General features: G+C 45.2%; 14 protein-coding genes. 2 read left to right on the forward strand and 12 right to left on the reverse strand.

Annotated features, from left to right (window positions below; all coding sequences use genetic code 11):
- Nucleotides 1–47: 47 nt before the first annotated feature.
- The 5 genes from HC723_RS10745 to radC form a co-directional block, all read right to left on the reverse strand.
- Nucleotides 48–767 carry a hypothetical protein gene (locus HC723_RS10745; protein WP_190339060.1) on the reverse strand — a complete coding sequence of 240 codons (720 nt, stop codon included), beginning with the start codon at nt 765–767 and terminating at the stop codon, nt 48–50.
- 139 nt (nt 768–906) lie between these two features.
- Nucleotides 907–1,542 (reverse strand): hypothetical protein, encoded by a 636-nt coding sequence (locus HC723_RS10750; protein WP_190339061.1) that lies wholly within the window; start codon nt 1,540–1,542, stop codon nt 907–909.
- A 74-nt stretch (nt 1,543–1,616) separates the two neighbouring features.
- Nucleotides 1,617–1,892 (reverse strand): hypothetical protein, encoded by a 276-nt coding sequence (locus tag HC723_RS10755; protein ID WP_190339062.1) that lies wholly within the window; start codon nt 1,890–1,892, stop codon nt 1,617–1,619.
- 44 nt (nt 1,893–1,936) lie between these two features.
- A complete protein-coding gene (locus HC723_RS10760) occupies nt 1,937–2,410 on the reverse strand; it encodes a DUF2787 family protein (protein WP_190339063.1) in 474 nt (157 codons plus the stop codon).
- Nucleotides 2,407–2,907 (reverse strand): RadC family protein, encoded by a 501-nt coding sequence (gene radC, locus HC723_RS10765; RefSeq protein WP_190339064.1) that lies wholly within the window; start codon nt 2,905–2,907, stop codon nt 2,407–2,409. The genes HC723_RS10760 and radC overlap by 4 nt, the downstream gene beginning before the upstream one ends.
- 329 nt (nt 2,908–3,236) lie before the next feature.
- Between radC and HC723_RS10770 the strand changes: the two genes are divergently transcribed.
- Together HC723_RS10770 and HC723_RS10775 are read left to right on the forward strand one after the other, a co-directional pair.
- Complete coding sequence (locus HC723_RS10770) at nt 3,237–3,551, forward strand: hypothetical protein (protein WP_046209199.1); 315 nt, start codon at nt 3,237–3,239, stop codon at nt 3,549–3,551.
- Nucleotides 3,552–3,553: 2 nt separating this feature from the next.
- Nucleotides 3,554–4,996, forward strand: a complete 1,443-nt coding sequence (locus tag HC723_RS10775; RefSeq protein WP_190339065.1) for a DUF4041 domain-containing protein — start codon at nt 3,554–3,556, stop codon at nt 4,994–4,996.
- A gap of 107 nt (nt 4,997–5,103) precedes the next feature.
- On the opposite strand, the gene HC723_RS10780 is transcribed toward HC723_RS10775, so the two are convergent.
- The 7 genes from HC723_RS10780 to fucP form a co-directional block, all read right to left on the reverse strand.
- Nucleotides 5,104–5,607 carry a hypothetical protein gene (locus HC723_RS10780; protein ID WP_190339066.1) on the reverse strand — a complete coding sequence of 168 codons (504 nt, stop codon included), beginning with the start codon at nt 5,605–5,607 and terminating at the stop codon, nt 5,104–5,106.
- A 298-nt stretch (nt 5,608–5,905) separates the two neighbouring features.
- The gene (locus HC723_RS10785; protein ID WP_190339067.1) at nt 5,906–7,054 is read right to left on the reverse strand and encodes an iron-containing alcohol dehydrogenase; all 1,149 of its coding nucleotides are present in this window, start codon (nt 7,052–7,054) and stop codon (nt 5,906–5,908) included.
- A 46-nt stretch (nt 7,055–7,100) separates the two neighbouring features.
- On the reverse strand, nt 7,101–7,748 hold the full coding sequence (locus HC723_RS10790; protein ID WP_048662223.1) for an L-fuculose-phosphate aldolase: 648 nt from the start codon (nt 7,746–7,748) through the stop codon (nt 7,101–7,103).
- Nucleotides 7,749–7,766: 18 nt separating this feature from the next.
- Entirely contained in the window at nt 7,767–8,201 is a 435-nt protein-coding gene (gene fucU, locus HC723_RS10795; RefSeq protein WP_190339068.1) for an L-fucose mutarotase, read from the reverse strand.
- Complete coding sequence (gene fucK / locus HC723_RS10800; protein ID WP_190339069.1) at nt 8,194–9,642, reverse strand: L-fuculokinase; 1,449 nt, start codon at nt 9,640–9,642, stop codon at nt 8,194–8,196. The genes fucU and fucK overlap by 8 nt, the downstream gene beginning before the upstream one ends.
- Before the next feature lie 59 nt (nt 9,643–9,701).
- Nucleotides 9,702–11,450 carry an L-fucose isomerase gene (locus HC723_RS10805; protein WP_190339088.1) on the reverse strand — a complete coding sequence of 583 codons (1,749 nt, stop codon included), beginning with the start codon at nt 11,448–11,450 and terminating at the stop codon, nt 9,702–9,704.
- Nucleotides 11,451–11,516: 66 nt separating this feature from the next.
- Nucleotides 11,517–12,686 (reverse strand): L-fucose:H+ symporter permease, encoded by a 1,170-nt coding sequence (fucP, locus tag HC723_RS10810; protein ID WP_238925458.1) that lies wholly within the window; start codon nt 12,684–12,686, stop codon nt 11,517–11,519.
- Between the last annotated feature and the right edge of the window lie 33 nt (nt 12,687–12,719).

Below are 12,719 nucleotides of genomic sequence, written 5' to 3' on the forward strand. Positions count from 1 at the left end.
GTTGTTAAAGTGTGTATTCCATATTTAATAAGCAGATATGCATTGTTTTAATAACGTTCATCTAGCATCCTGGCTCGAACAATTTGCTCAATTGATATGGATTGTTCCGTATTCAGAAGGCTTTTCTCTTGATTGGTAGGATTAGTGTCCTCTCGATAAATTAATCGACATTCACGGGTATCAATTGATAGCCGAATGGGAGTGATGATCATCGTTTGTTTTTCATTGCCTCGTTTGGCGCTTAATGCTTCCAGCTCTAATTGACGGCCAAAATATAAAGCACTAAAAATTTCATCAATCTGTATTGGTAAGTCTTCGAGTAACCAGCCTCCTAATGCGTCTCGTTGAATGATAAGTTTGCTTTCCCAGCCTTTATCCGGATAAGCAATATCGAGGTTTTGATAGCGGTCGAGATAGTTAGCCACCATTCGTTTAAAGCGCTCACGCACTTGCAGCGGCAGTAAGTTTCCTAAGTATTTCATCGACAAATACGCCACCAAACCACCATGACTAAATTGGTCGAAATAACCACCAAGATATTGGACGGTGTGAGGGCTTGTCTGTGTGTTGACCATAAAGTCCAGCAGAGTTTGTAAGCGTTGGTTTTGTAACATCCGGCGTACACTGGAGTAGTTAGTTGTCGTGCCACGGCTTATTACTCGGTCCGTGATTTCTTGATACGTCAGCGGGGGTGCTGGTGGATAAGGGATCACATCAGCAATGGTTAAGAGGGTTTCAATGGTCTTGAAAAAATGGCTATCACTCAATGTCTTATCTCTTAGTTAATTAAGTGATAAAACAGCTTACGCATGCGCTTTGCATATGATGCAAAGCAAACTTTATTCTCCCATTAAGTTTATGGATATTGAACCAGCTCACATTTTGATAGCACTATCAATAACGGACTTATTCTTCAATCCATAACAAACACAGCAATGAATGAGTTTGAAGGTGAGTGTCTTCATCCTCGGTTTGATTTTCGACGGTCCTTTTTGCAAGGTAGCGTAACCACCAACCCTGGCTATTGAGCATAATGGCTTGAGGTTGCAAGAAAATAGATTGCCCGATAAACACGCATAACAGGGCTTGCGGTTTTGTCAGTGCTTGTTTCAGTAAGGTGAGATTGGGCAGGTAATGCGCGGGCAGTAACGGTAAGTCTATCTGAATATGGTTTACGTATTGCCGTAGGGCGGTGGATTGATAAGCCTTAGTTTCTGAGAGCATTAAGCGTGATTCTAGTAATCGCCTGAGCGTCTCCGGCAGCAGTGGCGCAAAATATCGCGACAACCAATGCAATAACACCGCATCTTGATTTAAGCTAATAAACGGTTGATGGGCGGATTGCCGATATTGATATTCTCGACGGCCCTCCCGCTCTTCAACAAACCCCACGGCAACCCATGCCTTTAACCAACGGCGCAAGGTGTGACTGGAGCATTCAATGCCGACCGACTCACATTGCGCATGCAGCGATTGCAGACTTGACCATGAGCGTGCAGGCAACAAATGATACAGCGCTAACATCGATTCAAATTGACGCATAACCCCTCCTTTTCATATTGACCATTATGACGATAAAACAACACAAGGCCGCATCGTGCGACCTTGTGCTAGCTTTACTCTTCATCCTCTCGATGCACGCTCAGCGCTCTGTTATCTGGCGTGCGAGGATACTCGCCATAACAAAGTTTGGGCTCAATGGATTGGCGGTTGCCCATGAGTGCCAAGGTGGCGCCAACTGCAACAGAAACGACAATGCCTTTACCATTTAATCTCCCCATTGGACCATAAATGGGCGCGGCGGTTAACAGTCCGGCAATGGTGGTGGTATTGGCCACCATACTGGCTAATGTGCCATTCCAATCAATGGCGTTTGGCTTAAAACAATTCATGTGGTTTTTCTCCTGTTTTTTATTGGTGATTAACGGATTGATGATTAACTGAGGCTGACACGCTTTGTGCTATAGCTGTCCATGTCGAGGTATTGCAAAAAGTTGCTCTCCCATAACTGATAAAGCTCAAGTGCATCACGATTATCTTTTATCGGCGCCCATTGGATATAGGGATGCACCAAACAGCGACCGGATTGGCAATCAAAGTCTAAGTTACGCTCAAGCTCGGGATAGACATTGCCGATATAGGCAAAGGTGGTGACATAGGCCAATTGCCATTTTAGGGAGTGCGTTGAGGCGCGGTTAAGCATGATTTCTACAGGATGGAAACCACCATGAGAGGTACTGTAATTTTCATCTCGAAAGTGAAACGTTAATGTCTTGGCATAAGGCAGCTCAACGGTATGTTGGCTATCCACTTCCTGTACCGTCAGTTGACGTAATAGCACCTCACCTAACACCTGAGTTAATTGAGGCGACACCGGCAATAAATCAGACTCAATGACAAACTGACTCATACCAACCCCCTTTGTGCGAGCGATACGCAAGCGTGACCCACCACAATGTGGTCAAGCAGACGAACATCCACCAGCTCGCAGGCTTGTTTCAACTTTTCGGTAATGTTGATATCAGCTCGTGAAGGTTCCGCTTCACCGGATGGATGATTATGCGCGACAATAATAGCCGAGGCATTGAGCGCAAGCGCCGCTTTGACGACTTCACGTGGATAGACTGATGCCGCATTCACCGTGCCGTAAAACAGCGGTTGGTACTCAATCAAGTGATGTTGGTTATCTAAAAACATCACTGCAAATATCTCACGTTCTTGTTTAGCCAGCTTGCAACTTAAAAACTCCATAGTGGCGGTTGGATTGCTGTACACGTCCGTCCCCACTAAAGACTCGCCAATCACCTCAGCAGCTTTTTCTAGTAACTCCAGTGCGGTAATGGGCTTTGGGAAATGATAGTAAACAGGTTTTGTCTTCTCGGTTGGTATCGTTAATGATTGCTTCATATTGCATTCTCCTAGAATGAAAAAAGCCCGCAAGAACAAGGCTCACGGGCAGGTTCATTAAGAGAATATAGCGTTGTGATTTTTTGAATTTAAGGTAATGGGAGCTAACTAATTTTTGGACAATTCCGTGTTATATACATTGCTAAATTAGCATTTAACGGATTATTTGAGGTATAGCAAACATCTAATCAGGTGTCCAAAATTACTCATCCACAACACTTCACAACCACAATAAGATATTCCACCTATTTGATATAAGTAAAAATTTATCCACGCTGATCATGTTACCATTGCCAGTTCGGTATTAACTTACTCAAAGGAGGCAGGCATTGGCTAGACGAGGTAGTGGCTTAAGAACAGTAGTGAAGGTTGCTAAAGCAATAGATCGTGCCAACAAACAAGCAGCTCGTGATGCTCAGCGTAGAGATAAAGCTCGGCAACGTGCTGAAGCCCAAGCCGTTAGAGAGCATGAACGATCTGTGCGTGAAGCTGAGCGAGAACTGAAAAAGCAAGTGAAGTTACAGAAATCAGCAGCAAAACAAGCTTTTAAAGATGCGTTGGTAGGCGCAAATGATGAATACCTAGAGCGTTGCGAAGATCGAGCAGCCCTTAGAAAGCAATTTATACAAGAGGTCTTAAAATAACAATGGATAATAATATACTGATATTGGCTGGTATCTCTCTGGTGGCAATTCTGCTCACCTATATATTCACGAAACGAACAGCAGACAAAAAAATTGGTGAGTATGAGTCTCTCGATGAAGCATTAACAAAAGCGAAAGAAGAACTTGAAGCACTGACGAAAACTAATGAATCTGTAAAGCAATCCACTAAGGTCGCTAAACAAGAGCTTTCTGCCGTTAATACTGAGACGGCTGAGCTACAGGCTTTAAAAGGTCAAGATGAGTATCTTCAGCTTAGCATCCAAGAGCAGCAAGTATCCCTTGAAGCTATTAAGGGTAATCTAAATGATCTGAATGGCAAGATTGAAAAGGGTGAGTTTGACCTGAATGAACTGATGGGTGGCATCGATCTTTATTCACGACTTGATGAGTACACTGCTCACGGTCACTTTGAAATGCCCAAATACCTATACGAAACATCTGTTCGATATGCTGAAGAAATTAAAGATATCAGACAGCAACAGAAAGACATGATCAAAGATAAGGCTGCTATCACCTTCCCAGAAACAACGGTTATTTCGAACGATAAAGCGTTCAATAAGAAGATTCTTAATGGTCAAGTTAAGCTAATGCTCACTGCATTCAATATTGAATGTGACATGCTGATTGGTAAGGTATCACCTAGTTCATTTGGTCGAACGCTAGAGCGAATCGAAAAATTAGCTAACACCTTAGAGAAGTCAGCAGCGACCTTAGAATGTGGCTTTGACATTGAATACATCGAACTCAAATTCGAAGAGTGCAAGCTTCAGTATCAATACACACTGAAGAAGCAGGAAGAGGTTGCAGAGCAGAAGCTGATCAAAGAGCAGATCCGAGAAGAGCAGCGAGCAATAAAAGAGTTTGAAAAAGCAGTTGCTGATGCCGAGAAAGAAGAAAAGATGTATAGAAATCTTCTCGATAAAGCCCAGGAAGAACTCGCTAAGGCTACCGATCAAGAACGCAGTGAAATGGAGCAGAAAATTGCCCTACTAGAGCAGCAGTTAGCTGAAGCAGAAGCCAAAGAAAAACGAGCTAAGAGCATGGCTGAGCAAACCCGTAAAGGGCATGTTTACGTGATAAGTAATATCGGTTCATTTGGTGAGGATGTTTACAAGATTGGTCTGACACGTAGATTGGAGCCAATGGATAGGGTTAAAGAACTTGGTGATGCTAGCGTGCCATTCCCATTTGACGTACACGCCATGATCTATACTGACGATGCTCCTGCATTAGAAACAGCATTACACCGAGAATTCAGCTCTCAGCGTGTTAATGCCGTTAACCTTCGTAAAGAATTTTTTAGTGTTGATTTAGATGATATTAAGGAAGCTGTTGAAAAAATTGCAGGCGTAGAGGCAGAATTTAAGATGACCGCTATGGCTGAAGATTACTATGAAAGTTTGAGACTTGCAGAAGCAGCATAATAGTTACAGCACCTACAACTTAAATATAGGCACAAACTAAATTGTGCCTATATTAACAAGCGACTGGCGAAACTCTGAGCGTGCCATTACAGCACGCCCTATGCTATCTATTCGTCGAAAGAAATTGCGAACTCTACCCAATCAACGTAGTCACTTTTCTTGGCTTTAAGCCCTGCAACATCTATTAAAAACTTTTTCCTCAAGTCCTCTGCGGGGTCATCATGTTTCAATCCGTCGCGCATACTTCTTATTGTTTCAGGCAGCTTTACAGTGGACTCCATAGTAAGGAACCTATTCATATTTTCGAGAAAATCAAGTAGCGTTAAATTAGATGTACCATCTCCGTCAATTGCTACAATAAAGCCACTACTCCCCCTATGGAACGGGATAGTGTTCTTATCGATTTTAACCTCTTTCATTTTTTCTTGTAGATTTTTGAAACCATTATGCTCAGTGTCTCCCTCATGTGCTAGCCAACTCTCGTACACTTGGTAGTGCTTATCTCGCAAGGTAAATAGAATCAGTAATAAGTACGGGTTCATCGACTTGTCAGCACTACTAAGTACGGCTAGAAATTTATCAGCTAACTGCTCTGTGTCACGCAATGACAAATTAAACCTACCAGCAACTGTTGTGGATTATCAAATTTGGCCACCGAGTTAGAGTTTTTACATGAGTAAAAGTAACTTAAATTGCGGAATTTGACGTTAGGTTCATCCTACTCTGGCACACTTTGGGGCATTTTTGAGCTAAAAAATGCCACGCGTAAAAATTCAGGTTGTGATGTTTTTGGACAGAAACGTGTCAGCGAGTTTCCTAAATTAGTGATTTATGAATCACTTCAAGTATTGCAAACCTCCAATCAAGTGGCCAAATTCACTCAGCCACTACAGTACCACTACACTGTTGCTATAACGCCAACTCGTAAAGGTGATAAACGTCTTCACTGGTCAACGTTCTTGGGTTGCCTCCCATACAAACATCATCCATGGCTTTTTGAACCCAACCATCAATATCTGCATGCTTAACCCCAAGGTGAGCTAGCCCAGAAGGGATACCCACTTCACGAGACAACGTGCAAATCAGGTCCACCGCTAATAGGGCTGCATTAGTGTCGTCTAACTGAGACGTATCCCCACCCATCGCTTCAGCTACTTCCCTAAACGCACTTGGAACCGTTTGAGCATTGAATGCGCTCACCACAGGCAGCAAGATAGCATTACAAACGCCATGCGCTAGGTTGTGTGTTGCCGAAGGCTGATGTGACAACGCATGAACCGCGCCTAATCCGGCTGAGTTGAACGACATCCCCGCTAAAAATTGCGCATCAGCAAGTGCCGACCGAGCTTCTATGTTCGCTCCATCCTTTACTGCCATAGGCAGCCATTTGGCAATTAGCTTAACCGCCTCAAGTGCGGTCGGAAGTGTTAAACGATGGGCGCCAGGAGTCACAACCGACTCAATGGCATGGGTCAGCGCATCCATACCCGTTGCAGCGGTAACAGAGGCAGGCAAACCAACCATCAATGATGGGTCGTTAACCGCAACATCTGGAATCTGTTTGGTGTCGACGATCACCATCTTAACGAGATTCTTCTCATCGGTAATCACCGAATTGGACGTCATCTCCGCCGCTGTTCCCGCCGTTGTATTAATGGCAATAAAGAACGCACCGCTATTCTTAACCAGGCCGACCCCATTATAATCGGTGATTTCGCCGTCATTTGATGTGACAATACGAATCGCTTTCGCACAATCAATAGGGCTACCGCCACCAACCGCAATCAAACAATCGCACCCGCTCTGTTGGTAAAACTCAGCACCTTGATTAACCAAACTAACGGTCGGGTTAGGGCTGACCTTATCAAAGGTGACATAGTCGAACCCTTTATCATCGAGTGCACGATAAAGAGAATCTAATATCCCCAATTCAATCAGGTTTTTATCTGTCACTATCATTGCTTTTTTTACGGGTCGACAGTCCAACACTGCAACAGATTCTGCCACCGCACCTACGCCGGATAATGATAGTTTTGGTAAATTTAATGCAAACACCATAGTCATTCCTTTACGGTAAGAGCCCGACGGATCGGGCCGATATCAATTACTTCTCAACTCGCAATCCATACGTCTTGAACTTATCGAGTACATGATCCATCTCTTGGTTTGGAAGCACTGGAACGTCTGGCTGAATCGCTGCACATTTGAGATAAAGCTCAGCCAATACCTCGGTTTCATGTGCTAACCACAATGCTTTCTTCAGATTTTCACCAACGGTGATCATGCCATGATGTTGAAGAAGAATAGATTTACTTTGACGAATGCCAGCATCTACATAATCAGCCAACTTAGGAGAGCCAAAGGTAGCATAAGGTACACAAGGTATTTCTGCCGCGCCCGATGCTGCAACCATATAGTGGATCGCCTGGATTGGACGATTGAGTATAGACACTGCTGTCGCGTTAATGGCGTGGTTGTGAACAACGGCATGGCAATCCTCTCTCGCTTGGTAGCAGGTTAGGTGGAAAGCCCATTCGCTTGATGGAATTTTGCCTTCCTCAAATTCTCCGGATTCGCTGACAAAAACGATCTTTTCCGGTGTCAGATTCTCATATTCAATACCCGTTGGAGTGATCAATAAACCATCTTCATAGCGCACCGAGACATTACCTGCGGTGCCTTGGTTCAATCCCAGCTTAGTCATCTCTAAGCATGTATCGATAATGTCTTGTGCTAGTTCATTTCTTGTTATTGTCATCGTATTACTTCCTTAAGCTGGCGTTACGCCTTTCTTTAAAATGATGTTTCCGTATTTAGCGGTTTCGCCCGTCAGTACAACTGCAAAGCATTTTTCGGCGCGGTCGTAAAAATCAAAACGATCCATGTGTTCTAATGCAGGCTTGTCTTTCGTGGTCTTTGTGATTGCCGCCATGTATTTCGATTCAACTGTTGGGTCGAGCCGGTCACCCTCTACTGCTTGCATCATGATCAGCGGGCTTTGGCAGTACGCGTCGAGCTCAAATAGCGGTATTGTGCCCTCTAACAGCGTATCGATATTCACGCCATCGGCTCTTAGCACCACATGCGATCCAAACGTCTCCGCAGGAAAATGGGCGTCGGCAAACAGAATTTCATCGCCATGCCCCATTCGACTTAATACGGCAAGCAGTTCTGGGCTTATTGCCGGATGGATTCCTTTAAGCATTGTGTATTTCCTCCAATAACTGGGCGTATTGTTCACGGCTCTCAGACGGGGTGATGACTTGGTAAGCAGGCTTCATATTTTCTTGGGCATGATTGGCATCAATAAATACCCCAGCCCCTGCAAAGGCATACATCGCTGCCCCCGTCACTGTGGCTTCAGGCTGTTCAATCACATGGATAGGGATGCCAACAACGTCAGCTCTTATTTGGTTCCACAGTCTATTTTTAGACCCACCACCCACCACCATTAAACACTCGGTATTTAAGTGACAAGTCGTGGAAAGATAGTGCAGACTGCTCTTGAGTTTGAAGGCCAGTCCTTCTAGAGCGGCGCGGTATATCTCGCCCCTTGTGGTATTAATGGACAGGCCAGTAATCGCACCATTTCCTTTACCGTCACCACCAAGTAAAAAGGATGGATCGAACCTAACGTCATTTGCGCCGATAGGGGCCGCTTCCCCTTCCGAAACCATCACCGCGTATTTACTGCTGCTCTCGGCAATATCCGTAAAGTAGGTGTTGGCGACCCATTCCATTACTGCACTAGAGAGCCATTGGATTGCTGGGTTAAACAAACCATTTTTAGCATCAAGCTCTGTTGTCATGCCCTCTTTGAGATAGTCAGGTTTTAACTGAGGACGTGGCGAACGAGCCATCAAGATCTCCCAAGTCCCTGAGCTTAAGAAAGACTGATTCTCTTTGGCACCAGAGCCGAACAAAGCAAACTGAGTGTCGTGACCTGCTGAAATCACTGGAACTCTGTTTGGAATGCCAAGCAGGAAGGCGACATCGTCTTTTAAACAACCCACTATTTCGCCCGCTTCAACCATGGGAGGAAAGTGCGCCTTCGTCAGCTCTAGGTACTGTAATAACCCTTCATTCCAGTCACCGCTGTCTAGGTCCGTCATCATCGACGTGCCAGCCATGGTTCGATCGGTTGTTAATTCGCCCGTCAGCTTTTGTGTCAACATCGACGAAATAAACACCCACTTATCCATATTGCTATAGACTTTTGGTTCGTTGTCTTTCAACCACTTAAGCTTGAATAAGGTATTGAACGAATAGTCCCCGATGCCGTTGGTCAAATACAGTTCATCGCGGTCAATATCTTGCGAGACCTGGCTCATCACAGGCGCGGTACGAGCACATTTCCAAGAAATAATGGGATAGATCTGCTTTCCATCTTTATCGAAGGGCGCCCCGTCCACTCCAAAGGTAGTGACAGAAACGGCAACAATATCCGTCGAATTAATTTGAGCAGTTACCTGCTTTGAACACTCAACAAGCTTTTTCCAAATCTGTTGAAAATCCCAAACATGTTTAGTGCCATTCTGTAGCGTTTCATTAGCAATATAGTGCGACGCAACAATTTCACCTTGTTGGTTAATCGCAATAGAGCGGACGTTGGTGGCTCCGCAATCAAGAATAATAGCAATCGACATAACTCACCCCTTTAAGGCCTACCCCAAGTTGGGGCAGGCAAAATTAGTTACCTATTGAATTACTTATAGATAGGGCCGAAGTTCTGACAAGCGCGATAGTCCTGTCCCTCAACATCCTGACCAAATGCAGACCAAGTATGCGGACGAAAGATGTCTGGGCTATCCACGTTATGCATCGATACCGGAATACGCAGCATTGCAGCGAGAGAGATTAAATCGCCGCCAACGTGGCCTGAAGTGATAACACAGTGGTTAGCGCCCCAGTTTGCCATAACTTCATAAACCGATTTAAATGCTCCTTGGCCAGTCAAGCGAGGGACGAACCAGGTCGTTGGCCAAGTCGCGTTAGTGCGCTCATTTAGGGTGTTATGAACATCTTCTGGCAGTTCGATAGAGTGCCCCTCAGCAATTTGCAGCACTGGGCCAATACCCGCGATAATGTTGATTCTATGCATGGTAAATGGCATGCCACCTTCAGTTAGGAACTGAGACGAGAAGCCGCCCCCACGGAAGTATTCTTCAATGGCTGGGCACCATTTCGTTGCATTTAGAGACGCTTCAACGTCAGCCTGTGTCAGTTCCCAGTGCGGTTTCATCGCCGGCTTACCATCAGCTGTTTTCGCTTTACCTGCCCCATCGAGCGCTGCTGAGCCAGAGTTAACTAGGTGCAAGAAACCGGAATCTGGGCGGGTCCCTGTCACACGCTCTACCGCATCTTCAGACCAGTAGGTACGAACATCATGGAAAACCTGAGCCTCACCCGTCAGTAGCTTACCAAACATCATATTTACGCCGTTCAACGCGTCGTTTTCTGTTGCCACACAGATTGGTTCACGAATGCCGTTCCAATCAAATGAGGAGTTCAAGATGGCCTCTGAAAAATCGCCATTGGGCAAATGATCGGTCCAATGACGCTGACCTTGGAAGCCAGCCAGAATAGCATTGTGTCCTAGCGATTCTTCACCAAAGCCTAGATCTGCAAGTTTTGGGTTGCCTTGCATCAAATCGCGCATGATCATGGTCATCTTAATGACGGTATCCCAATCCTCTGCTTTACGCTCTTCGGTGAAAGGGGTGCCGTTATAATCTTTACCTTCTTTACACCAGTCTCGTACCCAAGCTCGCGCCAGTTCAAACTCTTTCTTGTCATAGACTTCTCGATCCAAACGGCGTTTGATTTCTGTCATATCGACATATTCATTACGCATGTCCAGATACTTCTGGAAGAACTCAGGGTTAACCACAGAGCCCGCGATGCCCATAGATACAGAGCCCATCGAGAGATAAGATTTACCGCGCATTGACGCGACGGCTAAACCTGCACGGCAGAAGCGAAGAATCTTGTCCTGTACGTCACTTGGGATTGACTCGTCTCCTGCGTCTTGCACTTCTTTGCCGTAAATTGAGAATGCCGGTAAACCCACTTGTGAGTGGCCTGCCATCGCAGCGGCTAGGTATACTGCACCTGGACGCTCAGTACCATTGAAGCCCCAGATGGCTTTTGGTGTATGCGGGTCCATATCAATGGTTTCTGTGCCATAACACCAACACGGTGTTACTGTCAGTACAAGGCCCACATTTTCACGTTTAAATTTGTCAGCCGTCGCAGCAGATTCTGCTACACCACCAATACAAGAGTCGGCAAGGACACACTCCACTTTCTCTCCGCTAGCATGGCGAATATTCTCTTGAATAAAATGAGCTGCGCGCTGAGCCATTCCCATAGTTTGATCTTCAAGAGATTCGCGTACACCCATTTGACGACCGTCGATGGTAGGACGAATACCGATTTTAACTAACTGTGACATCATTGATGCTCCTTATTATTTCTTTAATTCAGGGGGCAGGTTAATGCTGCCCCTGTGGATAATTCTTTACTTAACTTGGTAACCTTTTGCGCCGTAGTACACTAGGTAAACGAAGCCAATGAATGGGATAACAAATGCGGCGCCAATGCCTGCTGCATCTGAGATTTGCCCCATGATGGCTGTTAGCAGTGCACCACCCAGGATTGCCATGATTAGGAAGCTTCCACCAAACTTTGAATCAGACCCTAAATCTCTCAGTGATAGTCCAAAAATAGTTGGGAACATCAGAGACATACATGCAGACACACCGACTAGTGCATAAGCTCCTGCTAACCCACCAACTACTATGATTACAGCAACTAAAATCGCAGCGATCGCAGCCAAAGCAGCAAGTAGTTTTTGTGGTTCAATGTGTTTCATTAGCGCGACACAAACCCAGCGCATGACAGAGAAAATCACAATAGATGTCAGTAGGTATGTTGATGCTTCTGCTTCTGTACCGCCGACTTCTTGCATCACGTAACGAATAGTCCATGACCAACAACCAATTTGCGCACCGACATAGAAAAACTGAGCTAACACGCCTTTGGTGAAGTGGCTTCGCTTGACAATACGGCGGTACGCCTGACCAAATGTAGACTCACCGGTAGTACTTGTGTCCTTTGCGGCCGGCATCTTAGTTTTAAGAATCAATAGCCAAATTAAAGCAATAACAACTGCTACGCCCATATAGGGCATCATTACTGCGTACAGTTCGTCAGATTGAATTTTCGCTAGTTCGTCAGCAGCCATGGCCGCACGTTCACTATCCGTTGCAGGGTTTAGTTGCGATAAGATGTAAAATTTGCCAATTAACACCCCAGTGATCGAACCAATAGGGTTACAAGCTTGAGCAATATTTAGACGTCGAGTTGCGGTTTCTTCAGGACCCATCGCTAATATGTATGGGTTGGCACTTGTTTCTAGAATGGAGAGACCGCCAGCTAGAACAAATAATGCCAGCAAGAAAGGTAAATATTCCATTGCTTGCGCGGCGGGATAAAATAGCAGTGCGCCGGTTGCAAACAATCCAAGGCCCAAAAGCACTCCGGCTTTATAACTGTATCGCTGTATGAAAAGCGCAGCGGGAAGAGCCAAACAAAAATAAGCGCCATAGAAAGCCGTTTGTACCAAACCGGATTGCATATCGGTTAAAGTAAATACTTTTCGAAACTGTGCAATAAGTACATCAGTCATATTATTTGCCAAACCCCACATGGCAAAACAACA

The organism is Vibrio sp. S11_S32 (genome assembly GCF_014694465.1).
Taxonomy (GTDB): Bacteria; Pseudomonadota; Gammaproteobacteria; order Enterobacterales; family Vibrionaceae; genus Vibrio; species Vibrio algicola.

Coding starts and splice junctions, on each gene's coding strand:
- HC723_RS10750 (WP_190339061.1), bottom strand. CDS start 1,542: ATGCGTCAATTTGAATCGATGTTAGCGCTGTATCATTTGTTGCCTGCA.
- HC723_RS10755 (WP_190339062.1), bottom strand. CDS start 1,892: ATGAATTGTTTTAAGCCAAACGCCATTGATTGGAATGGCACATTAGCC.
- HC723_RS10760 (WP_190339063.1), bottom strand. CDS start 2,410: ATGAGTCAGTTTGTCATTGAGTCTGATTTATTGCCGGTGTCGCCTCAA.
- radC (WP_190339064.1), bottom strand. CDS start 2,907: ATGAAGCAATCATTAACGATACCAACCGAGAAGACAAAACCTGTTTAC.
- HC723_RS10775 (WP_190339065.1), top strand. CDS start 3,554: ATGGATAATAATATACTGATATTGGCTGGTATCTCTCTGGTGGCAATT.
- HC723_RS10785 (WP_190339067.1), bottom strand. CDS start 7,054: ATGGTGTTTGCATTAAATTTACCAAAACTATCATTATCCGGCGTAGGT.
- fucU (WP_190339068.1), bottom strand. CDS start 8,201: ATGCTTAAAGGAATCCATCCGGCAATAAGCCCAGAACTGCTTGCCGTA.
- fucK (WP_190339069.1), bottom strand. CDS start 9,642: ATGTCGATTGCTATTATTCTTGATTGCGGAGCCACCAACGTCCGCTCT.
- HC723_RS10805 (WP_190339088.1), bottom strand. CDS start 11,450: ATGTCACAGTTAGTTAAAATCGGTATTCGTCCTACCATCGACGGTCGT.
- fucP (WP_238925458.1), bottom strand. CDS start 12,686: ATGACTGATGTACTTATTGCACAGTTTCGAAAAGTATTTACTTTAACC.